This window comes from Azospirillum baldaniorum (genome assembly GCF_003119195.2).
Lineage (GTDB): Bacteria > Pseudomonadota > Alphaproteobacteria > Azospirillales > Azospirillaceae > Azospirillum > Azospirillum baldaniorum.
In genome coordinates this window covers 2,963,988-2,986,306 of the sequence record NZ_CP022253.1, presented here as the reverse complement: position 1 = coordinate 2,986,306, position 22,319 = coordinate 2,963,988, and the positions used below count along the sequence as shown (strand labels likewise).

22 protein-coding genes and 1 tRNA gene are annotated in these 22,319 nt (G+C 69.3%); 17 read left to right on the top strand and 6 right to left on the bottom strand.

The genetic code is table 11. The features are described 5' to 3' along the window. Positions 1–88 precede the first annotated feature (88 nt). From Sp245p_RS14140 to Sp245p_RS14130, 3 genes are all read right to left on the bottom strand, one after another. Positions 89–367, bottom strand: a complete 279-nt coding sequence (locus Sp245p_RS14140) for a hypothetical protein (RefSeq protein WP_014239232.1) — start codon at positions 365–367, stop codon at positions 89–91. Positions 368–536: 169 nt separating this feature from the next. Beyond that, positions 537–612: transfer RNA gene (locus Sp245p_RS14135), tRNA-Ala, on the bottom strand. A gap of 141 nt (positions 613–753) precedes the next feature. Then, positions 754–1,152 (bottom strand): TIGR02300 family protein, encoded by a 399-nt coding sequence (locus tag Sp245p_RS14130; RefSeq protein WP_014239233.1) that lies wholly within the window; start codon positions 1,150–1,152, stop codon positions 754–756. 206 nt (positions 1,153–1,358) lie between these two features. Between Sp245p_RS14130 and ggt the strand changes: the two genes are divergently transcribed. From ggt to rpsA, 4 genes are all read left to right on the top strand, one after another. Beyond that, entirely contained in the window at positions 1,359–3,149 is a 1,791-nt protein-coding gene (ggt, locus tag Sp245p_RS14125) for a gamma-glutamyltransferase (RefSeq protein WP_014239234.1), read from the top strand. Between the two features lie 87 nt (positions 3,150–3,236). Continuing rightward, a complete protein-coding gene (aroA, locus tag Sp245p_RS14120) occupies positions 3,237–4,574 on the top strand; it encodes a 3-phosphoshikimate 1-carboxyvinyltransferase (protein WP_014239235.1) in 1,338 nt (445 codons plus the stop codon). A gap of 5 nt (positions 4,575–4,579) precedes the next feature. After that, the gene (gene cmk / locus Sp245p_RS14115; RefSeq protein ID WP_014239236.1) at positions 4,580–5,242 is read left to right on the top strand and encodes a (d)CMP kinase; all 663 of its coding nucleotides are present in this window, start codon (positions 4,580–4,582) and stop codon (positions 5,240–5,242) included. Positions 5,243–5,397: 155 nt separating this feature from the next. Continuing rightward, a complete protein-coding gene (gene rpsA / locus Sp245p_RS14110) occupies positions 5,398–7,107 on the top strand; it encodes a 30S ribosomal protein S1 (protein ID WP_041810874.1) in 1,710 nt (569 codons plus the stop codon). 129 nt (positions 7,108–7,236) lie between these two features. Here the strand turns inward: rpsA and Sp245p_RS14105 are convergent, their stop codons facing one another. Next, on the bottom strand, positions 7,237–8,055 hold the full coding sequence (locus tag Sp245p_RS14105) for a DUF2189 domain-containing protein (RefSeq protein WP_014239238.1): 819 nt from the start codon (positions 8,053–8,055) through the stop codon (positions 7,237–7,239). A 274-nt stretch (positions 8,056–8,329) separates the two neighbouring features. Between Sp245p_RS14105 and ihfB the strand changes: the two genes are divergently transcribed. The 12 genes from ihfB (at position 8,330) to Sp245p_RS14050 (ending at position 18,472) form a co-directional block, all read left to right on the top strand. After that, entirely contained in the window at positions 8,330–8,614 is a 285-nt protein-coding gene (gene ihfB, locus Sp245p_RS14100; RefSeq protein ID WP_014239239.1) for an integration host factor subunit beta, read from the top strand. Between the two features lie 88 nt (positions 8,615–8,702). Further along, positions 8,703–9,092, top strand: a complete 390-nt coding sequence (locus tag Sp245p_RS14095) for a lipopolysaccharide assembly protein LapA domain-containing protein (protein WP_014239240.1) — start codon at positions 8,703–8,705, stop codon at positions 9,090–9,092. A gap of 88 nt (positions 9,093–9,180) precedes the next feature. Further along, positions 9,181–10,137, top strand: coding sequence for a bifunctional Delta(1)-pyrroline-2-carboxylate/Delta(1)-piperideine-2-carboxylate reductase (lhpI, locus tag Sp245p_RS14090; protein WP_014239241.1), 957 nt, complete (start codon positions 9,181–9,183; stop codon positions 10,135–10,137). 14 nt (positions 10,138–10,151) lie between these two features. Continuing rightward, entirely contained in the window at positions 10,152–11,264 is a 1,113-nt protein-coding gene (locus Sp245p_RS14085) for an NAD(P)/FAD-dependent oxidoreductase (protein ID WP_014239242.1), read from the top strand. A gap of 100 nt (positions 11,265–11,364) precedes the next feature. Next, positions 11,365–11,508, top strand: a complete 144-nt coding sequence (locus Sp245p_RS34930) for a hypothetical protein (protein WP_014239243.1) — start codon at positions 11,365–11,367, stop codon at positions 11,506–11,508. Between the two features lie 42 nt (positions 11,509–11,550). After that, on the top strand, positions 11,551–12,174 hold the full coding sequence (locus Sp245p_RS14080) for a hypothetical protein (protein WP_014239244.1): 624 nt from the start codon (positions 11,551–11,553) through the stop codon (positions 12,172–12,174). A 260-nt stretch (positions 12,175–12,434) separates the two neighbouring features. Beyond that, entirely contained in the window at positions 12,435–13,148 is a 714-nt protein-coding gene (gene pyrF / locus Sp245p_RS14075) for an orotidine-5'-phosphate decarboxylase (protein WP_014239245.1), read from the top strand. A 12-nt stretch (positions 13,149–13,160) separates the two neighbouring features. Next, a complete protein-coding gene (locus Sp245p_RS14070; RefSeq protein ID WP_109138558.1) occupies positions 13,161–13,805 on the top strand; it encodes a phosphoribosylanthranilate isomerase in 645 nt (214 codons plus the stop codon). Between the two features lie 184 nt (positions 13,806–13,989). Further along, on the top strand, positions 13,990–14,904 hold the full coding sequence (locus Sp245p_RS14065) for a diguanylate cyclase (protein ID WP_014239247.1): 915 nt from the start codon (positions 13,990–13,992) through the stop codon (positions 14,902–14,904). Between the two features lie 108 nt (positions 14,905–15,012). Next, a complete protein-coding gene (upp, locus tag Sp245p_RS14060; protein WP_014239248.1) occupies positions 15,013–15,663 on the top strand; it encodes a uracil phosphoribosyltransferase in 651 nt (216 codons plus the stop codon). A gap of 131 nt (positions 15,664–15,794) precedes the next feature. After that, on the top strand, positions 15,795–17,519 hold the full coding sequence (locus Sp245p_RS14055) for an ABC transporter permease (protein ID WP_014239250.1): 1,725 nt from the start codon (positions 15,795–15,797) through the stop codon (positions 17,517–17,519). Positions 17,520–17,623: 104 nt separating this feature from the next. After that, on the top strand, positions 17,624–18,472 hold the full coding sequence (locus tag Sp245p_RS14050) for a pirin family protein (protein WP_014239251.1): 849 nt from the start codon (positions 17,624–17,626) through the stop codon (positions 18,470–18,472). Positions 18,473–18,538: 66 nt separating this feature from the next. Here the strand turns inward: Sp245p_RS14050 and Sp245p_RS14045 are convergent, their stop codons facing one another. Then, a complete protein-coding gene (locus Sp245p_RS14045) occupies positions 18,539–19,567 on the bottom strand; it encodes a Fe(3+) ABC transporter substrate-binding protein (protein ID WP_014239252.1) in 1,029 nt (342 codons plus the stop codon). A 278-nt stretch (positions 19,568–19,845) separates the two neighbouring features. On the opposite strand from Sp245p_RS14045, the gene Sp245p_RS14040 reads away from it, so the two are divergent. After that, positions 19,846–20,358, top strand: a complete 513-nt coding sequence (locus Sp245p_RS14040; RefSeq protein WP_014239253.1) for an invasion associated locus B family protein — start codon at positions 19,846–19,848, stop codon at positions 20,356–20,358. A gap of 93 nt (positions 20,359–20,451) precedes the next feature. Here Sp245p_RS14040 and cobT read toward each other — a convergent pair whose 3' ends face one another. Beyond that, positions 20,452–22,317: a cobaltochelatase subunit CobT gene (gene cobT / locus Sp245p_RS14035; protein ID WP_109138557.1), complete on the bottom strand. Its 1,866-nt coding sequence runs from the start codon at positions 22,315–22,317 to the stop codon at positions 20,452–20,454. Between the last annotated feature and the right edge of the window lie 2 nt (positions 22,318–22,319).

Here is a 22,319-nt window from a genome sequence, read left to right as displayed (position 1 = left end):
CTTGTTCTCCCGTTCCCGAAGCCTGGTCCCAATGGTGGGTGCCACCAACAGGTGGGGACCGGCGCCGCGAATGGGAGGGGGAAAGCGTTCAGTGCTTGGGGGTGCCGCAGCCGCCGCTTCCGCAGCCGCAGCCGCCGGCCGGGGCGGTGACATGGATGGCGCCGCGCGCCGTGGCCAGCAGCACGTCCAGCGGGATGCCGGTGGCCTTGGCGAGATCGCCCAGGCTGGCGCTGTCCGGCACGCCGACGCCGGGGTTGAAGACCGGGTGGATCTGCGCCAGCCGGCCCACGGCGTCCGGATCGACGGCGTTCAGTGCGCCCAGGGTGGTCTCGCCCGTCAGGGTGTTGGCGATCAGGATGTCGGCCATGGCGTGTCCGAAGCGGGAGGGAAGGGGAATCGGCGGAAGCCGACGGTGCCGCCCGACCAAAGAGCCTTCCTTGACGCCTGTCAAGACGGTGGTGCTGGAAAGAACGGGAAGAAAAAGAACCTGAAACGCCGAAGGGCCCGCGCGGTGATGCGCAGGCCCTTCAGGTGTTTGGTGGAGCCAAGGAGGATCGAACTCCTGACCTCTACAATGCCATTGTAGCGCTCTCCCAGCTGAGCTATGGCCCCGAAACTCTGGGCGGCGAGCCTTGCGGCCTGCCTCGGTGGAGCGGGATATTGGTCAGGACGGGGGTCTGATGCAAGAGAAAAATTCAGCCCCGCCCACCTTTTTTCCGCCCCGCCGCACCCGTCTTCCTAGGGGAGCGCGGATCAGCGCTCCTCCTCGTCCTCGCCTTCGACGTCGACGACCTCGTCCATGTCGTCCTCGCCCAGTTCCGAGGTGTCCTCGATCAGGACATCGTCCTCGTCCTCAGGCGTCTCGTCGGTTTCCTCGATGTCGTCGACGGACACATCGTCCTCAACCTCGTCGAGTTCCGTCGACTCTTCGTCCTCAGTCTCGGTCTCGGTATCCTCGTCCTCCGAGGAGACCACCGGGGCCTTCTTGACATCGTCAACCGGCGCCGGGCGCGCCTTGCGGGACTTCAGCAACGCCTCGGGATCGAACTGCGCTCCGCAGCTCGGGCACACCGGCGGGTCCTTGCGCAGATCGTAATAGCGCGCGCCACAGCTCGGGCAGATGCGCTTGACGCCCCATTCGGGTTTGGCCACGCCTCGTCCTCCGTCACGTTCCTAGGGAATGCCCAATTCGGGAATTGCAAGCCGCGCCCTTTGCCACGCCAGCGGGCGCTTGTCAAAAAAAAGTTCGCTGAATGTCGTTGGCAAACTGGCGGGGCCGGCGGCCGGTGCCAAACTTCACCCTGCGGTGGTCCTCCGGGCCGCCGACAAGGATACCATGATAATGGGGGAGGAAGCCGATGCCGATCCTGCTGTTCCGCCGCTGGCGGGCGTTGCTGTCCGCCGGCCTGCTGGCGGCGCTGCCGCTGGAGGCCCTAGCCCAGACGGCGCCGTCCACGTCGCCTTCCACGACTCCTTCCGCTGCGGGCGACGTGGCGCCGGAGCGCGCGACCGGGCGCGGCAGCCGCAGCGTCGACACCGCCACGCGCCATATGGTGGCCGCCGCGAATCCGCTGGCGGCGGAGGCCGGGCGGGAGATCCTGCGCGCAGGCGGCAGCACGGTGGACGCGGCGATCGCCGTGCAACTCGTCCTCAATCTGGTGGAGCCGCAAAGCTCCGGCGTCGGGGGCGGCGCCTTCCTGGTCCATTACGACGCCGCAACGAAGGCGGTGACTTCCCTCGACGGGCGCGAGACGGCGCCGGCCGCGGCGACTCCGGAGCGTTTCCTGAGGGCCGACGGCAAGCCGATGCCCTTCTACGACGCTGTGGTCGGCGGGCGGTCCGTCGGGGTGCCGGGCACGGTGATGCTGCTGGAGCACGCCCACCGCACGCACGGCAAACTGCCCTGGCCCCGCCTGTTCGAGCGCGCCATCGCGCTGGCCGAGAACGGCTTCACGGTCAGCCCGCGGCTGAATGGCCAGCTGGCGATGGAGAAGCACCTGCCGGCCAACCCGGCGGCCCGCGCCTATTTCTACCAGCCGGACGGCACGCCCTGGCCGGTCGGCCATGTGCTGAAGAACCCCGAGTTTGCGGCGACCCTGCGCGCCATCGCTGAGAAAGGCTCCGCCGCCTTCTACGAGGGCCCGATCGCCGCCGACCTCGTCAAGGCGGTGACCGGCCATCCCACCAACCCCGGCGACATGACCGAGGCCGACCTGAAGGCCTACCGGGTCAAGGAACGGGAACCGGTCTGCGGTTCCTACCGTGTCTACACCCTGTGCGGCATGGGGCCGCCCAGCTCCGGTGGGGTCGCGGTGTTGCAGATGCTGGCCGTCCTGGAGGGCCGCGACATGGCCGCCACCCGCGGCGATCCGGCGCTGGCGGCGCATTGGCTGTCGGAGGCCGGGCGACTCGCCTTCGCCGACCGCGGGCTCTACCTGGCCGACCCCGATTTCGTGTCGGTGCCGGTGAAGGGGCTGCTCGACCGCGGCTATCTGGCGAGCCGCGCCGCCCTGGTCGGCGAGCGGTCGATGGGCAAGGCGCAGGCGGGCGAGCCGCCCTTCCGGGAAGGCCGCGCCTGGGGCTTCGCCGAGGCCGAGGAGCATGGCACCAGCCACATCTCCGTGGTGGACGGGGCGGGCAACGCCGTCGCCATGACCACCACCATCGAGGACGGCTTCGGCTCCCGTCTGATGGTGCGCGGCTTCCTGTTGAACAACGAGCTGACCGACTTCGCCTTCACCCCGACGGAGGACGGCAAGCCGGTCGCCAACCGTGTGGAGCCGGGCAAGCGCCCGCGCAGCTCGATGGCGCCGACCCTGGTCTTCCGCGACGGAGTCCTGGTGGCCTCGGTGGGGTCGCCGGGCGGCAGCAACATCATCAATTACGTGGGCAAGACGCTGGTCGCGCTGCTCGACTGGAACCTCGACCCGCAGGCGGCGGTGGACGCCCCCAACTTCGGCAGCCGCAACGGCCCGACCGAGCTGGAGCAGGGCACCGAGGCGGAGGGCTGGATCGCGGCGCTGGAGGCGCGGGGGCACACGGTCAAGGCGATGGAGCTGACCTCCGGCACCCAGGCGATCGTGGTGACCGGTCCGGGGCTGTCCGGCGGCGCCGACACCCGGCGCGAGGGGGTGGCGGTCGGCGACTGATCGCGTGAGCCGCGCATCGCTCGCATCGCCCTGCCCGCTGTGCTAGGTACTCCGCCCTGGTCACATTCTTGTCTGGGGAGCCCTCCCATGCTGCAGGCGAAGCCGCTTCGCTCATCCTCCACCGGCGCGCTGGCCGGCACCATCCGCGTGCCGGGCGACAAGTCGATTTCGCACCGGTCGCTGATGCTGGGCGCCGTTGCTGTGGGCGAGACCGTCATCCACGGCCTGCTGGAAGGGGAGGACGTGCTGAACACCGCCGCCGCCATGCGTCTGCTCGGCGCCCAGGCGGAGCGCGGCGGGGACGGCGTGTGGCGCGTGCGCGGCGTCGGTCTGGGCGGTCTGGGCGAGCCGGCGCAGGTGCTCGACATGGGCAACAGCGGCACGGCGGCGCGCCTGCTGATGGGCCTCGTCGCGTCGCATCCGATCACCTGTGTCTTCACCGGCGACGCCTCGCTGAACAAGCGCCCGATGGCCCGCGTGACCGGCCCGCTGGAGCAGATGGGCGCGCGCTTCGTCGGACGCTCCGGCGGACGGCTGCCGCTGGCCGTGGTCGGCAGCGACCGCACCGTGCCGATCACCTACCGCCTGCCGGTGGCCTCCGCCCAGGTGAAGTCGGCGGTCATCCTCTGCGGCCTGAACACCGCCGGCACCACCACCGTGATCGAGGCGGAGCCGACCCGCGACCACACCGAGCTGATGCTGCGCCATTTCGGCGCCACCGTGACGACCGAGCGGATGGAGGACGGCGCGCTCGCCGTGTCCGTCGTCGGCCAGCCGGAGCTGACCGGGCGCGAGATCGTCGTACCCGCCGACCCCAGCTCCGCCGCCTTCCCGGCGGTCGCGGCGCTGCTGCGCCCCGGCTCGGAGCTGCTGCTCCCCGGCGTCGGCATGAATCCGCGCCGCACCGGCCTCTACGACACGCTGGTCGAGATGGGCGCGAACATCGCCTTCGAGAACCGCCGCGACGAGGCGGGCGAGCCGGTGGCCGACCTGCGGGTGAAGCACGGCCCGCTCAAGGGCATCGTCGTCCCGGCGGACCGCGCCCCCAGCATGATCGACGAGTATCCGATCCTCGCCGCCGCCGCGGCCTGTGCGGAGGGCACCACCGTCATGCTCGGCCTGAAGGAACTGCGCGTGAAGGAGAGCGACCGCCTCGCCATGGTCGCCGACGGGCTGACCAAGTGCGGCGTGAAGGTCGAGGTCGGGGCCGACGACAGCCTGACCGTCTACGGCACCGGCAAGCCGCCGCAGGGCGGCGCCACCGTCGCCACCGCCATGGACCACCGCATCGCCATGAGCTTCCTGGTGCTGGGCATGGCCACATCCGAGCCGGTGCAGGTGGACGACGGCGCCTTCATCGACACCAGCTTCCCCGGCTTCGTCGCCCTGATGAACGGCGTCGGCGCCAAGATCGCGGGGGCGTGAGGGCGATGGGTCTGGTCATCGCCATCGACGGCCCCGCCGCCGCGGGCAAGGGCACGCTGTCCAAGCGGGTTGCCCAGGCCTACGGCTTCGCGCATCTCGACACCGGGGCGCTCTACCGCGCGGTCGGCGTCAGCGTCCTGCGCGCCGGCGGCGACCCGGCGGACGCGGAGGCCGCGGCCCAGGCCGCCCGCGCGCTGCGGCCGGACGACGGCATCCTGAACGACCCGGCCCTGCGCAACGACGACGCGGCGCAGGCGGCTTCCAAGGTCGCCGCGGTGCCGGCGGTGCGGGCCGCCCTGCTCGAATTCCAGCGGACGTTCGCCGCGACCCCGCCCGGCGGCGCGCCGGGGGCGGTGCTGGACGGGCGGGATGTCGGAACGGTCGTATGCCCGAACGCCGATGCCAAGCTGTTCGTTACCGCTTCGGTGGAGGTGCGGGCCGAACGGCGACTCAAGGAGTTGCGGGAACGCGGGATTCCGGCTATACCGTCCGACGTCCTGGAGGACATGAAGGCCCGTGACGCGCGCGACAGCCAGAGGACGGTAGCACCGCTCCTGCCGGCTGCCGACGCTTTTGTGCTTGATACCTCCGCCCTCGACGCCGACCAGGCGTTCGCAGCGGCGACCGCCTTTATCGGAACGAAAACCGGTTTCGGCCCCAAGGTCTGAGCATCAGGGTCCGGGCGCTTCGGCCCTCCAACGGAACATATGTCAACCAAGTCGCCGGGCGTGGTGCCCGGCGCGGTGGTCCCATCGGGGGCCGGCCCGTTTTGCCGCGGGACGGACCATGGCGGGATCGCTTTCGGCCAACCTTAGGAGTTTCAATGGCACAAGCTATGGCCCGGACCGGCGAGAAGGAAAGCTTTGCGGCTCTGCTTGAGGAGTCGCTCGGCACGGCCGAGTCCCTCGAAGGCTCGGTCGTCAAGGGCCGCGTCGTCTCTGTCGAGAACGACATGGTCACCATCGACGTCGGCCTGAAGTCGGAAGGCCGCGTCGCGCTGAAGGAATTCGCCGTTGCCGGCCAGCCGCCCGAGCTGAAGGCGGGCGACACCGTCGAGGTGTATCTGGAGCGCATGGAAGACAAGAACGGCGAAGCCGTTCTGTCGCGTGAGAAGGCCAAGCGTGAAGAGGCCTGGGCGCTGCTGGAGAAGTCCTTCCAGGACCAGACCCGCGTCACCGGCGTCATCTTCGGCCGCGTCAAGGGCGGCTTCACCGTCGACCTGTCGGGCGCCGTGGCGTTCCTGCCGGGTTCGCAGGTGGACATCCGTCCGGTCCGCGACATCTCCCCGCTGCTGGGCACCCCGCAGCCGTTCCAGATCCTGAAGATGGACCGCTCGCGCGGCAACATCGTCGTGTCGCGTCGCGCCGTTCTCGAAGAGAGCCGCGCCGAGGCCCGTTCGGAGTTGGTGGCCAACCTCAAGGAAGGCCAGGTTCTGCAGGGTGTGGTCAAGAACATCACCGACTACGGCGCGTTCGTGGATCTGGGTGGTGTCGACGGCCTGCTGCACGTCACCGACATCGCGTGGCGCCGCATCAACCACCCGTCCGAGGCCCTGCAGATCGGCCAGACCGTCACGGTCCAGGTCATCCGCTTCAACCCGGAGACCCAGCGCATCAGCCTCGGCATGAAGCAGCTGGAAGCCGATCCGTGGGAAGGCGTGGAAGCCAAGTACCCGGTCAGCTCGCGGTTCAAGGGTCGCGTCACCAACATCACCGACTACGGCGCCTTCGTGGAGCTGGAGCCGGGGATCGAGGGCCTGGTGCACGTTTCGGAGATGTCCTGGACGAAGAAGAACGTCCATCCGGGCAAGATCGTGTCGACGTCTCAGGAAGTCGAGGTCATGGTCCTGGACGTCGATCCGCAGAAGCGCCGCATCAGCCTGGGCCTCAAGCAGTGCCTGGACAACCCGTGGGAGACCTTCCTCGACAAGTTCGGCCCGGGCACGGAGCTGGAAGGCGAGGTCAAGAACATCACCGAGTTCGGTCTGTTCGTCGGTCTGCCGGGCGACATCGACGGCATGGTCCACATGTCCGACCTCGACTGGAACAAGTCGGGTGAGGAGGCCATCGCCGAGTACAAGAAGGGCGACCGCGTCAAGGTCAAGGTCCTGGACGTCGACGTCGAGAAGGAGCGCATCTCCCTCGGCATCAAGCAGCTTGCGAACGATCCGTTCGAGGCTGCCACGGCCGGCCTGAAGAAGAACGAGGTCGTCACCTGCACCGTCACCCAGGTCACCGACGGTGGCATCGAGGTCACGGTCGGCGAGGGCTACACCGGCTTCATCCGCAAGTCGGACCTGTCCCGCGACCGTTCGGAGCAGCGTCCGGACCGCTTCGCCGTCGGCGAGAAGGTCGACGCGAAGGTCACCCAGATCGACCGCGGCTCCCGCCGCATCTCGCTGTCCATCAAGGCCCGCGAGATGGAGGAGGAGAAGCAGGCGATGGCCGAGTACGGTTCGTCCGACTCGGGCGCCTCGCTGGGCGACATCCTGGGTGCGGCTCTGAAGCGCAAGCAGCAGACCGGCGAGGAGTAAGGTCCTTCCCATCTCCCTCCCCTGCGTCAGCGGGGGAGGGTCGGGGAGGGGGCCCGTCTCCCATACCTACGCCAAAGAAAAAGCCGCCGCGGTCACCCCGCGGCGGCTTTTTCCTTTTTCAAACCGCTCTCACCCCTCCTCATCCTCCTTGATGAGGTCGCGGTAGGCGTGCCAGCTCGCGTGCCCGACCAGGGGCAGGGCGACGATCAGGCCCAGAAAGCCGGTCAGCAGCCCGGCGCCGGTCACCAGCACGATCAGCCCGGCCCACAGCGCCATGACCCGCGGGTTGCGCAGCACCGCCATCGCCGAGGCCAGCGCCGCGGCGAAGACATCCACCGGGCGGTCCATCATCATCGGCAGGGCGGTGACGTTGGTGATGAAGGCGAAGGCGGCGAAGGCGAAGCCCAGCGCCGTGATGAAGACGGTGAAGACCAGTCCGTCCAGGCTGAACATCTGCGCCACGAAATGATCGAGCGCGATGGCCTCGTGCGGGAAGAACAGGGCGAAGGCCACCACGTTCATCCGCGCCCAGATCATCACATAGAGCATCAGGATCAGGCCGGCGGTCAGGATGTGGTAGGGGTTGGCCCGCCACGCGGTCAGCGCCCGCCACAGGCTGGGCCGCCGCCCCTCCTCGACGTCCTTGGAAATCCGGTAGAGGCCGAGCGCCAGGAGCGGGGCGATCAGCAGGAAGGCGCCGATCATCGGCGCGATCAGATAGGCCATCCCGGCCAGGACCAGCCCGCCGGTCAGCGCGAATCCGATGGCGACGAACAGGGCGCCGTAGGCGAGGCTGACCCAGCCCGACGCCCGCAGGTCCGCCCAGCCCGCCCGCAGCCAGCCCAGCGCCTGGGCGGTGGTGACCGTGCGGACGCGGTCCGCGTAGGGCAGGCCGGCCAGCGGGTCGGCGGGGCCGGTGTGATGGCCGGTGTGGTGAGTGTGTGTCATGACGAACCTCCAACCGAGTCCGGCAACCGAGTCCGGCGATGGCGACCGTGCCAACCAACTCATCGGAAATGGTGCGTTCAAAGGCAATCCGTAAGACGGATTAATCAAATTTCGGGCCTTTTCCCCGGCGGCCGTCGGGCAAGCCGGAGCGTTGCCGGGAAAAGGGTTCCACCAGAAAGGCTTAGCTTGACGGTCACCGGACCCGGTGGCACGCTTGCGCGCAGGTCAAGGAGCGCGGTCCAAGGGCGCTCGAACCGGGGGAAACGGAATCGCCATGACCAAATCAGAGCTGATTCAACGGCTCGCGGAGCGCAATCCGCATCTGTACCAGCGCGACATCGAAAAGATCGTCGGCACCATCTTCGACGAGATCTCCGAAGCGCTCGCCCGCGGCGACCGGGTGGAGCTGCGCGGATTCGGCGCCTTTTCGGTCAAGCGCCGCGACGCGCGCACGGGTCGGAACCCGCGCACCGGCGAGGCGGTGGAGGTCGGTGAGAAGGCGATCCCCTTCTTCAAGACCGGAAAACAGTTGCGCGAGCGCTTGAACACCGACGAATGATGTCCGTTCATTGACAGACCGTCGCTGAGTCATCGGCCCGGACCCGGCGCTGCCCCGGCCCCCGATCATGGATACGAGGACAACACCCGTGCGTTTCATCGCCCTCATCATCGCCGTTCCCATCGCGCTGGCCGCGGTGCTGTTCGCCATCTCCAACCGTGGCTTGGTCACGCTGTCGCTCTGGCCGCTGCCCTTCACGCTGGAGGTCCCGGTCTACCTCGCCACGCTGGTGGCTCTGGTGATCGGCTTCCTGGCCGGCGGCGTCGTCGCCTGGAACGCCCAGCGCCGCTACCGCCGCCGCGCCCGCCGCTCTTCGGACCGCGTCTCCTACCTGGAGCGCGAGCTGAAGGAGACGCAGGCCCGCGCCGCCGCCGCCGAGAAGCGTCTGGCCGAGATGAACCGTCCGGTGTCCGGCACCGCCGGCCTGCCCGCGGTGACCGGGTCTGGCGCCGCCCTGCCGGCGACCACGGTCCACTGACCGCCCGCCGGTAACCCCTTCGGCCTCCCGTCCGGCTGGGGGGCGGGAGGGGGGTTCCGCTTTGCCGGACCTGTGGAGGGAGCCGCCGATGCGCACCGTCACCGGAGCCGAGCTGAAGTCCGTCCTGCACTTCCGCATGCTGATCGAGCGCATGCGGCAGACCTTCCGCGCCGGGGTCGAGGTGCCGATGCGGCACCACCACACGGTGGAAACCTACGGCCAGAGCGACGGCACGCTGCTGCTGATGCCGGCGTGGCAGGTCAACCAGTCCATCGGCGTCAAGGTGGTCACCGTCTTCCCCGACAACGGGGCGAAGGACCTGCCGGCGGTGCAGGGCCTCTACCTGCTGATGGACGGCAAGACGGGGATGCCCCAGGCGGTTCTGGACGGCACCGCGCTCACCAAGCGGCGCACCGCGGCGGCCTCCGCGCTCGCCGCCTCCTACCTCGCGCGGCCCGACTCGGAACGGTTGCTGATGGTCGGCACCGGGGCGCTGGCGCCCGAACTGATCGAGGCCTTCGCCACTGTCCTGCCGATCAAGCATGTGCTGGTCTGGGGCCGCAGCCTGGAGAAGGCGAAGAAGGTGGCCAGCCGCTTCCACCGCCCGAAATTCCGCATCGAGGCCACGGCCGACCTGGAAGGGGCGGTGCGCGGCGCCCAGGTGATCTCCTGCGCCACGCTGGCGAAGGAACCGCTGATCCGTGGCGAGTGGCTTCAGCCGGGTGCCCATCTCGACCTTGTCGGCGGCTTCACCCCGGAGATGCGCGAGGCGGACGACGACTGCATCCGCCGTTCCCGCGTCTTCGTGGACACCCGCGAGGGGGCCTGCAAGGAAGCCGGCGACATCGTGCAGCCGATGAAGGCCGGCATCCTGACCGACGCCGACATCGCCGGCGACCTCTACGACCTGACCCGCGGCCAGCGCGCCGGCCGCCGCTTCTACGACCAGATCACCCTGTTCAAGTCGGTCGGCACCGCGCTGGAAGACCTCTGCGCCGCCCAGCTGGCGGTGGAGATGGTGATCCACAACGACACGATCCGCTGAGGCGTTTTTCCATCATGACTCTCCGCATCACCGTCGTCGGCGCCGGCATCATGGGGCTGTGCACGGCCTGGGCGCTGGCCCGCGCCGGGCACGAGGTCGCGGTCTTCGACCAAGGCCAGGTGCCCAACCCCTTCGGCAGCTCCGTGGACCAGCACCGGCTGTTCCGCCACGCCTACGGCGCCAGCGCCGGCTACGCCCGCATGGCCGACACCGCCTTCCAGGCCTGGGAACGGTTGTGGACCGATCTGGGCGAACGGCTGCTCGTCCCAAGCGGCACGCTCTGCACCGCCTCGGCGGAGGACGGGCGGCGCTGGCTGGCCGACAGCGTCGCGGTGCTGGAGTCGCTGGGCCACCCCTTCCGCCGCCTGACCCCGGCGCAGATCGCCGCGGAGTTCCCGCTGGTCGACGCCAACGCGGTGGCGGAGGGGCTGCATCTGGAGTCGGGCGGCGTGCTGCTCGCCGGGCGCATCGTGGAGCTGCTCAGCCACCATCTGAACGCGCTGGGGGTGACGGTCCACGCGCGTGCCCCCGTGACGGCCATCGATGCGGAGCGCGCCATGGTGACTCTGGCCGACCGCCGGACCATCGGCGCCGACGCGCTGGTGGTCGCCGCCGGGGCCTGGGTGACGAAGCTGCTGCCGGAAACGGCGGCGCGCCTGACCCCGTCGCGGCAGGTCGTGGCCTATCTGATGCCGCCGGAGGGGCTGCGCGGCGTCTGGGCGACGGCGCCGATGCTGATCGACGCGGATGGCGAGAGCGGAGTCTACGTCGTTCCCCCGGTGGCCGGCACGACGATGAAGGCGGGCGACCACCGCTTCTCGCGCGTCGGCGATCCGGACACCGAGCGCGATCCCGATCCGGACGAGGCGCGCGACGTGCTGGACCGCGCCCGCCGGGTGCTGGCGGACGGCCACCGCTACAGCCTCGCCAACGCGGCGACCTGCTTCTACACGGTGACCGACGACGAACGCTTCGTGGTCGAGCCGCTGTCCGCCCGCTGCTGGCTGATGAGCGCCTGCTCCGGCCACGGCTTCAAGTTCGCCCCGGCGCTGGGCGAGGCGCTGGCGGACGCCATAGCCGATCCGGCGCGGGCGTCCGAACTGCCGGACGGGGCCGCCGGGCGCTGAGCGCCCTCCCGGAACCGGCGGAACGGTGCGGCTCAACCCCTGTTGAGAGGGCAATCAGCCTGTGTTGGCTGAAGCCTTACCGACAGGGAGTGAAGCATCCATGGCCGACGAACCTCGCAAAGTGGGTGTCTATGACACGGACGGCAACCGGACGGCGACGGGCGGTGCGGCCGGCTCCATGAACTGGTGGGTCATCGCGCTGGTCGTGCTGGTGGTCCTCGCCCTCCTCTATTTCTTCCTCTGAGTCCGGACCGCGTCCGGATCGGACCAGCACAGGAGCGGGTTCATGAACAAGAAGACCATTGTCGCGCTGTATGACGATCTGTCCGGCGCCGAACGCGCGCTGAGCGAACTCGAAGCCGCCAATCTGCGGCAGGACTTCACCATGATGGGCGCCGACAGCGCGAAGCTGGGCTCCTCGGCCAGTCTGGCCACCGAGAACCGGTTGGAAAGCTGGCGCCACGCCGCCGACTTTGGGGAGGACCCGAATTTCGACGCCCGCGACCGCCGCGTCTCCATGCTGACCGGCGTCGGCGTGACGCAGGAGGACGCGGAGGTCTTTGCGGAGGGCGTGCGCCGCGGCGGTGTGCTGCTGGTCGGCCGGGTCGAAGAGGCGATGTGCGACTCTGCGCTGGCCGTCATGCAGCGCCACGGCTCGGTGGACATCCCCGGCCGGGCGCAGGGCTACCGCGAGGCCGGCTGGAGCGGCTATGACGCCGCCACCGCCGATTACGACAGCGATCAGGCCGCCGAGGAGCGCCGCCGCGCCGCGGCCGCCTCGCTGCGCGACGTCAATACACAGGGCGTCAACACGCAGGGCGCCAACCCGGCGGCGGGCGCTCCGGCCGCCACGCCGATCGCGACTCCAGCGGCGACTCCGACCGGGCGCGTCGACGTGAACCGCGACTGACGCGTTCAATCCCTCTCCCGTCCCGGGAGAGGGTGCCCGCGGAAGCGGGCGGGTGAGGGTACGGACGAGGATGCAGCGCTGATCCTTTGGCAGCACCCTCACCCTCCCACGCTGGCGCTTGGGTCCCTCCCTCTCCCGGGGCGGGAGAGGGCATCGGGCGCAACTTCCCCTCTCCGGCCCCGGAAGTCTGGTGATTGGCGCCGGCCCTTGTTAGGCTGCGCGCCATCACCACCTTCCAGGGTCCGGAGAGCCGTTTTTCCATGAGCACGCCCAGCATCGCGCCCGCCTCGCGCATTTTCTGCGCCGTCGACACGACCGACCTCGACACCGCCCGCGACCTCGGCCGGCGGATCGCAGGGGTGGTCGGCGGGATCAAGCTGGGGCTGGAGTTCTTCATCGCCCATGGCCCGGCGGGCATTCGTTCGGTGATCGGCGAGGATGGCCCGCCGCTGTTCCTCGACCTCAAGCTGCACGACATCCCCAACACGGTGGCGGGCGGCATCCGGGCGGCGCTGCCGCTGAAGCCCGCCTTCCTGACCATACACACCTCCGGCGGCCCGGCGATGATGCGCGCGGCGGCGGAAGCCGCGGCCAGCGCGGGTGCGGACCGTCCGAAGATCCTCGCCGTCACCGTGCTGACCAGCATGGACGCCGCCGATCTCCAGGCCGTCGGGCAGAGCGTCCCGGTGGCCGATCAGGTGAAGCGGCTGGCGCTGCTCGCCAAGGAGTCGGGGGTGGATGGCGTCGTCTGCTCCCCCGCCGAGGTGGCGCTGATCCGCGAGGCCTGCGGGCCGGACTTCATCCTGATGGTGCCGGGCATCCGCCCCGCCTGGGCCGCCGCCAACGACCAGAAGCGCGTCATGACCCCCGCCGAGGCGCTGGCCGCCGGGGCGGACCATCTGGTCATCGGGCGCCCGATCACCGGTGACGCCAATCCGGAAGCCGCCGCCCGCCGCATCGTTTCGGAACTGTAAGGACTCGTCCCTATGCCCGTCAGCGTCAAGATCTGCGGCCTCACCGAGCCCCTGTCGCTGCACGCCGCCGTGGCCGGCGGGGCGCGCTACGTCGGCTTCGTCTTCTACCCGCCGAGCCCGCGCTCCATCGCACCCTCCATGGCGGCGGAGCTGGCGCGGCTGGTCCCCACGGGCGTGCGCACGGTCGGGCTGTTCGTCGATCCGGAGAACGATTTCCTTGAGCATGTGGTCAGCCAGGTTCCCTTCGACCTGATCCAGCTCCACGGCAAGGAGACGCCGCGCCGCATCGCCGAGGTGAAGGCGGCCTTCAACATCCCGGTGATGAAGGCGATCAAGGTCGGCGGGCCGGAGGATCTGGCCGCCGCGCTGGAGGCCGCCGAGGTCGCCGACCGGTTGCTGTTCGACGCCAAGCCGCCGGCCAAGGTGTCGGCCCTGCCGGGCGGCAACGGCATCGCCTTCGACTGGACGCTGCTCGCCGGGCGGAGCTGGCCGAAGCCCTGGATGCTGTCCGGCGGGCTGAAGCCGGAGAACGCGGCGGAGGCTGTGCGGACGACCGGCGCCACGGCGCTCGACGTGTCGTCGGGCGTGGAGGATCGTCCCGGCCACAAGGACCCGGAGCTGATCCGCCGCTTCCTGGACAGCGTGGCCGGGCTGTGACACCGCGTCGCGTCGCGGCATTTGAATAAAATTTGATGGTGTCGCGGGGCTTTCCCTTTTGGCGGATGAGCACAACTTAATCGCACGACCGGGTTGCGGACCCGGGTTATGACTTCGTGCGATACTGTTGGCATCCGCCGGCCGCGACCGGTGGATGTGTCCGAAGGGAAGGCGTGCAAGCCCGATGACCAACTCGTCCGACACACGCTCGCCATCCGACAGCCTCGGCCTCGTCCTCGACGAGCATTTGCGATGGATCGGGCAATGGCACCGCGCGGTCTTCTTCCGCGGCGGGCAGGGGGGCGAGCGGGTGTCGGCGCCGGCCTCCTTCGCGGCGTGGTGCGTGGCGGTCAACGCCGACGATCTGGCCCACCAGCCCGCCGTGGAGAAGCTGGTCACCCTGCATGAGCAGATGCACCGCAAAGCCAAGCTGCTTCTGCTGAAGGCGGCCGGCGGCGAGAGCCCCAGCGAGGCCGACTATGAGGGGGTGATCGCCCGCTTCGAGGAGTTCGTCCTGCATCTGCGCCGGGTCGAGCGCGCCTTCGGGGCTGCGGCGAGCGGGCTGGACCCACTGACCGGCCTGCGCACCCGCCGCGGCATGCAGGAGGCGCTGGAGCGCGAGCACAACCGCTTCCGCCGGAACGGCCCGGCCTTCTGCGTCGCCATCTGCGACATCGACCGCTTCAAGGGCATCAACGACACCTACGGCCACGACATCGGCGACCGCGTCCTGGCCGCCACCGCCGCCGCCATCAGCCGGGGCATCCGCAGCTTCGACGAGGCCTTCCGCATGGGCGGGGAGGAGTTCCTGATCTGCCTGAAGGAAACCGGCCTCGCCGAGGGCTTCCGGGTCATCGAGCGGCTGCGCGGCGAGCTGGCGCGCACACCGGTGACGCTGCCCGACGGGCGGCGGATCGCGGTCACCGCCTCCTTCGGGCTGGTCGAGGCCGGGGAGGATCTGCCGGTGGAAGACATGGTGGTCTGCGCCGATCGTGCCCTCTATCAGGCGAAGAACAGCGGCCGCAACCGCGTGGTCCGCTACGGGGTTGACCAGCCGGAGGTTGCGGCGGGACGGGCGGCGCTTCCCGACCGCCGCTGATTTTCATCTCCCGGGCGGTGCATCCGGCGGGATCGCTTAAGGGCGGCTTGGCCGAAGCGGGTCCGCCGGGTTAGGATCGGGGTCCAGACAGGCCGCGGCACGAGATCCATGCGCACCCACACCGAATTTCCCAATCTGTTCATCCTCGACCACCCGCTGATCCAGCACAAGCTGACGCTGATGCGGGCCAAGGAACGCTCCACCGGCGGCTTCCGCACACTGCTGCGCGAGATTTCGCTGCTGATGGGCTATGAGATCACCCGCGACCTGCCCCTGACGACCGAGCGGATCGACACGCCGCTCCAGCCCATGGACGCGCCGGTCATCGCCGGCAAGAAGCTGGCCATCGTGCCGGTGCTGCGCGCCGGCCTCGGCATGGCCCAGGGCCTGCACGAGCTGGTGCCGTCGGCGCGCGAGGGGCACATCGGCCTCTACCGCGACCACGACACCAAGATGCCGCACGAGTATCTGGTGAAGCTGCCGGAGGCGGAGGGCCGCCTGTTCATCGTGGTGGACCCGATGCTGGCGACCGGCAACTCCGCGGTCCACGCCTGCGACGTGCTCAACCGCCACGGTGTGGACGACGAGAACATCCGCTTCATGGCGCTGGTCGCGGCGCCCGAGGGCATGCGCGTCTTCGCCGCCGCCCACCCGCGGGTGAAGGTCTTCACCGCCTCGCTCGACAGCCATCTCGACGAGAACGCCTACATCGTCCCCGGCCTGGGCGACGCGGGCGACCGCATGTTCGGCACCAAGTAACCGCAAACGGCGGCCGCATCCCTGTCATACCGCCGGGGGAAGGGGATGCGGCATGTTGTCATTGCGAGTTATTCGCACAGTGTGAGACCATAGGGCTCCCGTTCGACACATCCCTATGGGCGTAACCGGCCTTGACGACGGACACCTTTCAAACCCCCGCCCCGACACCGGGCGGCCCGGTTCAGGCCGCCGGCTTCCATTCCTCCCTGTGGCAACGCATCGGTTTCAGCGGTTGGACGCTGGCGACGCTGGTGATCGCGGCGCTGGTCACCCTGCCGGTGCTGGCGGTGATCAGCCGCGTCTTCGTGCCGACGGATGGGGTGTGGCAGCATCTGGTCGACACGGTGCTGGCGGAGTATCTGCTGAACACCGTGCGCCTCGTCTTCGGGGTGGGGGTGGGCACGCTGGTGATCGGGGTGGGCACCGCCTGGCTGGTCACCATGTGCCGGTTCCCCGGCAGCCGTACGCTGGAGTGGGCGCTGCTGCTGCCGATGGCGGTGCCGGCCTACGTCATGGCGTACGTCTACACCGACCTGCTCCAGTTCGTCGGCCCGGTGCAGACCGCGCTGCGCGAGCTTTTCCACTGGTCGCGGCGGGATTACTGGTTTCCCGACATCCGTACGCTCGAAGGCGCCGCGTTGATGATGACGCTGGTGCTGTACCCGTACGTCTATCTGCTGTCGCGCGCCGCCTTCCTGGAGCAGTCCGTCTGCGTGCTGGAGGTCAGCCGTACGCTCGGCCGCGGACCGTGGCGCAGCTTCTTCACGGTGGCGCTGCCGCTGGCCCGTCCCAGCATCGTCGCCGGTCTGGCGCTGGTGCTGATGGAGGTGCTGGCCGATTTCGGCACCGTGCAGTATTTCGCCGTGAACACCTTCGTCACCGGCATCTACCGGACATGGTTCGCCATGGGGCAGCCGGTGGCGGCGGCGCAGTTGGCCGCCGTGCTGATGATGTTCGTTCTGGTGCTGGTGCTGATGGAGCGCTGGTCGCGCCGTCAGGCCCGTTACCACCACACCACCACCCGCTACCGCCGCCTGCCCAAGCACCAGCTGACCGGCTGGCGCGCCGCCGCCGCCATGACGGCCTGCGGGCTGCCGCTGCTGCTCGGCTTCCTGCTGCCCGCCGGATTGCTGGTGCGCATGGCGGTCACCGCCGGGGACCAGGCCTTTGGGCCGGTGTTCCTGACGCTGGCCCGCAACAGCTTCACGCTGGCGGCGCTGGCCGCGGTGCTGGCGGTGTCGCTGGCGCTGGTGCTGGCCTACGGGCAGCGGCTGCGCCCGACGCCGCTGCTGAAGGGCGCGGTGCGCGTCGCCGCCATGGGCTACGCCATTCCCGGCTCGGTGATCGCGGTTGGCGTGCTGATTCCCTTCGCCCATCTCGACAACGCCGTCGACGCCTTCATGCGCCAGACCTTCGGCGTGTCCACCGGCCTGCTGCTGAGCGGCACCATCGCGGCGGTGCTGTTCGCCTATCTGGTGCGCTTCCTGGCGGTGTCCTTCAACACGATCGAGGCCAGCCTGGGCAAGATCCGCCCGACGATGGACTTCGCCTCGCGCGTGCTCGGCCACACGGCGGGGCGGACGCTGATCCGGGTGCACGCGCCGATCATGTGGGGCAGCCTGCTGACCGCCGGCCTGCTGGTCTTCGTCGACGTGATGAAGGAGCTGCCGGCGACGATGATCGTGCGGCCCTTCAACTTCGACACGCTGGCCGTGCGCGTCTACACGCTGGCCTCCGACGAGCGGCTGACCGAGGCCGCCACGGGGGCGCTGGCCATCGTCGCGGTGGGCATCGTGCCGGTGATCCTGCTCAGCCTGTCGATCAGCCGCTCCCGCCCCGGCCAGACGGACGAGTGAGGCTGTTGTCCCCGCCGCAACAGTGTTGAGCGGCGGTGGGGCTTTATCCGGTGCCCTGGAAAGAATACCTCTCTCTCAGCAATGTTGCTTGAGGAGAGCGTCCGATGACCGCCGAAACCGTCCGCCCCGTCCTGACCGCCGTCGAAGGCATGGAAGCGTCCGACGGGGCCGGCGTGCGCATGACCCGCATGGTCGGCACGCCGCGCCTGCGCATGCTCGACCCCTTCCTGATGCTGGACTACTTCGGGTCCGACACGCCGCAGGACTATCTGGCCGGCTTCCCCGACCACCCGCACCGCGGTTTCGAGACGGTCACTTACATGCTGGCCGGCCGCATGCGCCACTGGGACAACCACGGCCATGAGGGCGTGATCGAGACCGGCGGCGTGCAATGGATGACCGCCGGGCGCGGCGTGATCCATTCCGAGATGCCGGAGCAGACCGAAGGGTTGATGAAGGGCTTCCAGCTCTGGATCAACCTGCCGGCGCGGCTGAAGATGTCGGAGCCCGCCTACCAGGAGTTCGCCGCCGATCGCATCCCGGTCGAGACGCGCGAGGGCGGGACCACGGTGACGGTGATCGCCGGCACCACCGGCAACGGCACCGCCGGCCCGGTGCGCAGCGGCCCGACGGAGGCCCGCTACTTCGACGTCACCCTGCCGGCGGGTGCTGCCTTCTCCGAGCCGGTGCCCGCCGGTCACGCGGCTGCGCTGGTGGTCTTCGAGGGATCGGTGGTGGCGCCCGGCAGCTCCGTCCGGCTGGGCGGGCCGCGGGTGCTGGTGCTGGGCGAGGGCGACCGGGCGGAGATCACCGCCGGCCCGTCCGGGGCGCGCTTCCTGCTGCTCTCCGGCCGGCCGCTCGGCGAGCCGGTGGCCTGGGGCGGCCCCTTCGTCATGAACAGCCGCGAGGAGGTGATGCAGGCCTACCGCGACTACGAAGAGGGCAAGTTCTAAATCCACAAACAAAAAGGGCGCGTCTCCACCGCTGGGACGCGCCCCTTCGCTACGCCGGACGGTGGCTTACTTCCAGCCGGCGCGATCCATGATCTTCAGAGCCTCGGCGTTGTTCTTGCCGTAGACGGCGGCGTTCAGCGGGTCTTCCTTGAACTTGCCCCAGGTCACCAGCACCGGCGCGGTCTCGGCCCCGGCGACGATCGGGTACTCGTAGTTCTTTTCCGTGAACATCTTCTGGGCCTCGGGGCTGACCAGATACTCCAGGAACTGGACGGCCTGCTCCTTGTTCGGCGCGTTCTTCATGACGCCGGCGCCGGAGACGTTCACGTGGGTGCCGCGGTCGCCCTGGTTGGGGAAGATCACGCCCAGCTTCTCCGCGATGGCCTTGTCCTCCGGCTTGGAGGAGGAGGCGATGCGGGCGAAGTAGTAGGTGTTGGTCACGGCCACGTCGCCTTCGTTGGCGGCCACGCCCTTGATCTGGTCGGTGTCGCCGCCCTGCGGCTTGCGCGCCATGTTGGCGACGACGCCCTTGGCCCACTCCTCGGTCGCCTTCTCGCCGTGGGCGGCGAGCAGCGAGCCGACGAGCGACTGGTTGTAGACGCTGGTCGAGGAGCGGACGAGGACGCGGTCCTTCCACTTCGGGTCGGCCAGCTCCTCGTAGGTCTTGATCTCGTCCGGCTTCACCGAGGCCTTGTTGTAGACCAGGATGCGGGCGCGCTTGGAAATGCCGAACCAATGGCCTTCCGGCTCGCGCAGGTGGGCCGGAATGGCCTCCTCCATGACCTTGGAGCGGGTCGGCTGGAGCAGACCGGCCTCCTGGGCGCGCCACAGGCGGCCGGCGTCGACGGTGATGAACACGTCGGCGGGGCTGTTGCCGCCTTCGGTCTTCATCCGCTCGATCAACTCCTCTTCCTTGCCCTCGATGACGTTGATCTTGATGCCGGTCTTCTTGGTGAAGGCGTCGTAGAGGTCCTTGTCCACATCGTAATGGCGCGCGGAGTAGATGTTCACCTCGGCGGCGCTGGCGAGACCCGTCATGGTCAGCAGCGTGGCGGCGAAGGTGGCGGCAAACACGCCGCGCGATCCGATGTGCATCCTCGTGACTCCCGAATTCTTGTCGGTTCACGCCCGCAATTGCGAAGCGTTCTCATGCGCCGACTTGACCATTCGGGGGCCGGGGTGTCAAGCGTGAACGATAACCATTCTCAATATTCAAAAAGGATGCGGAGCGGAACGATCATCGCGGACTAAGACGCCAACCAAAGGTGTAAAGGCTTGTTCGTCTTTGGGGTATGCCTATAATCCGTTCGCGATACCCGCCGCCGGGCGGGAGTTCGAGCGGCCGAACGGGACGACAGATGGGGAGCGTCAGGATGCGTTGGACAGGTCTCTTCGCTTTTGGTGCGGCGCTGCTGTCCGCGCTGGCCGTCACGCCGGCCTCCGCCGTCGATTTCTCCAAATCCGCCGCCGAGTACGGCCCGGAGGGCGCCTGGACCAGCCGGTGCGAGATCGACCGGATGACCGACACCAAGGTCTGCCGGCTGATGAACTACCGGCTGTTCGACGACGGCAAGGAGGTCGGCTTCGTGGCGCTGAGCGTCATCCCGACCGGCAACGACTACCACCTGTTCCTGACGACCAGCCAGGGCATGATCGACAACTGCGCCATCCGCGTCGACCGCCAACCGCGCATCGAGACGCAGATCGCCACGCTCAACATGTGCATGTTCCCGAACTTCGTGTCGGGCCGCGTGGTCGACCAGTTCCGCAACGGCTCCACGGTGCTGGTCCGGGTGAACTTCCTGCGCGCCGGCAAGCGCGACATCGACTTCCCGCTGAACGGCTTCTCGCGCAACTTCGAAGAGATGCAGCGCAGCCTGCAGTGACCGGACGAACCGGACGGCATCAACAAAAACGGCGCGGAGTGATCCGCGCCGTTGTCGTTTGTGCTGTTGTCGTTTCCGGTCCTGTCTTCGGCCTCAGCGCCAGCCGCTGCGGCCCCGGCGGTCGTCCTCGTCGAACAGCTCGGCCAGCTTGTTCATCATGGTGCCGCCCAGTTGCTCGGCGTCCACGATGGTGACGGCGCGGCGGTAGTAGCGGGTCACGTCGTGCCCGATGCCGATGGCCACCAACTCCACCGGCGAGCGGGTCTCGATGTACTCGATCACCTGCCGCAGATGCCGCTCCAGATAGTTGCCGGCGTTGACCGACAGGGTCGAGTCGTCCACCGGCGCGCCGTCGGAGATCACCATCAGGATGCGCCGCTGTTCGGACCGCCCGATCAGGCGGTTGTGCGCCCACATCAGCGCCTCGCCGTCGATGTTCTCCTTCAGGATGCCTTCGCGCAGCATCAGGCCGAGATTCTTGCGGGCGCGGCGCCAGGGCTGGTCGGCGTCCTTGTAGATGATGTGGCGCAGGTCGTTCAGGCGGCCGGGGTTGGCGGGCTTGCCCGAGGAGATCCAGTGCTCGCGCGCCTGTCCGCCCTTCCAGGCGCGGGTGGTGAAGCCCAGCACCTCCACCTTCACCGCGCAGCGCTCCAGCGTGCGGGCCAGGATGTCGGCGCTCATCGCGGCGATGGAGATCGGCCGCCCGCGCATCGAGCCGGAGTTGTCGATCAGCAGCGACACCACCGTGTCGCGGAAATCCATCTCCTTCTCCTTCTTGAAGGAGAGGGGGAGGACCGGGTTGACGACGATGCGGGCGAGACGGGCGGCGTCGAGGATGCCGTCGTCCAGATCGAACTCCCACGACCGCTGCTGCTTGGCCAGGAGGCGGCGCTGCAGCCGGTTGGCCAGCTTGGAGATCACCCCCTGGAGATGGACGAGCTGCTGGTCCAGCATGTGGCGCAGCCGGGCCAGCTCCTCCGGGTCGCACAGCTCGGCGGCGTCGACCACCTCGTCGAATCGGGTGGTGAAGGGCTTGTAGGCGTTGGGGTCGGGCTCGTTGCGGCGACTGGTCTCCGGGCGCCAGGGCTGGCCGGGGCCGGCGGGCTCCTCCGCCCCTTCGCCCTGGCCCATCTCGGTGTCGCCCTCCTCGCCGGTGCCCTCCTCGGCCTGCTCGCCCTGGTCGGACTCCTGCGTCTCCTGCGAGGTCATCGATTCGGCCTGACTTTGGGTGTCGTCCTCACCCTGGGTCTGGCCCTTGTTCGGCTCGTTCTCGTTCTCGCCGGAGTCGCGCTCGTCCTCCTCCGGCTCCTGCGGCTCGTCGGGGTCGTTGCCGACCTCCATGTCCAGCTCGGTCAGCAGCTTGCGTACGGCCCGGGCGTAGGCGTCCTGATCGGCCATGTGGCCGGCGAGCCCGTGGAGATCCTTGCCCAGCCGCTCCTCGATCCAGCCGCGCCACAGGCTGACCGCGTGCTCGGCGGCGGGGGGCGGGGCGGCGCCGGTCATCGCCTCGCGGGCGATCAGGCGCAGCACCTCGGGCAGGGGGACCTGCTCGCGTTCCTCCAGCCGCTCGAAGCCCTGCTTGTGGTAGCGCTCGTCCAGCGCCGCCTCCAGGTTGGCGGCCACGCCGGGCATGTGGCTGGCGCCCAGGGCCTCGCAGCGGGCCTGCTCCAGCGCGTCGTAGGCGGCGCGGGCGCTGTCGCCCAGCGGCATGCGCTGGAGATGGACGGCGTTGTCGTGGAAGCGCAGCCGCAGCGACACGGCGTCCGCGGCGCCGCGCAGCGTGGCGACGTCGTGCGGGTTCAGGTCGCGCGCCGGGGTGGGGATGCGCACACGCAGGCCGGCGACGCCGGGCGGCTCGGTGGAGAAGCCCACCTGCACGTCGGCCCGGCGGGAGAGGGCCCGCACCGCGGCGGCGGTGGAGCGCTTGAAGGCCTCGACGGGGTTTTCACGGTCGGTCATGG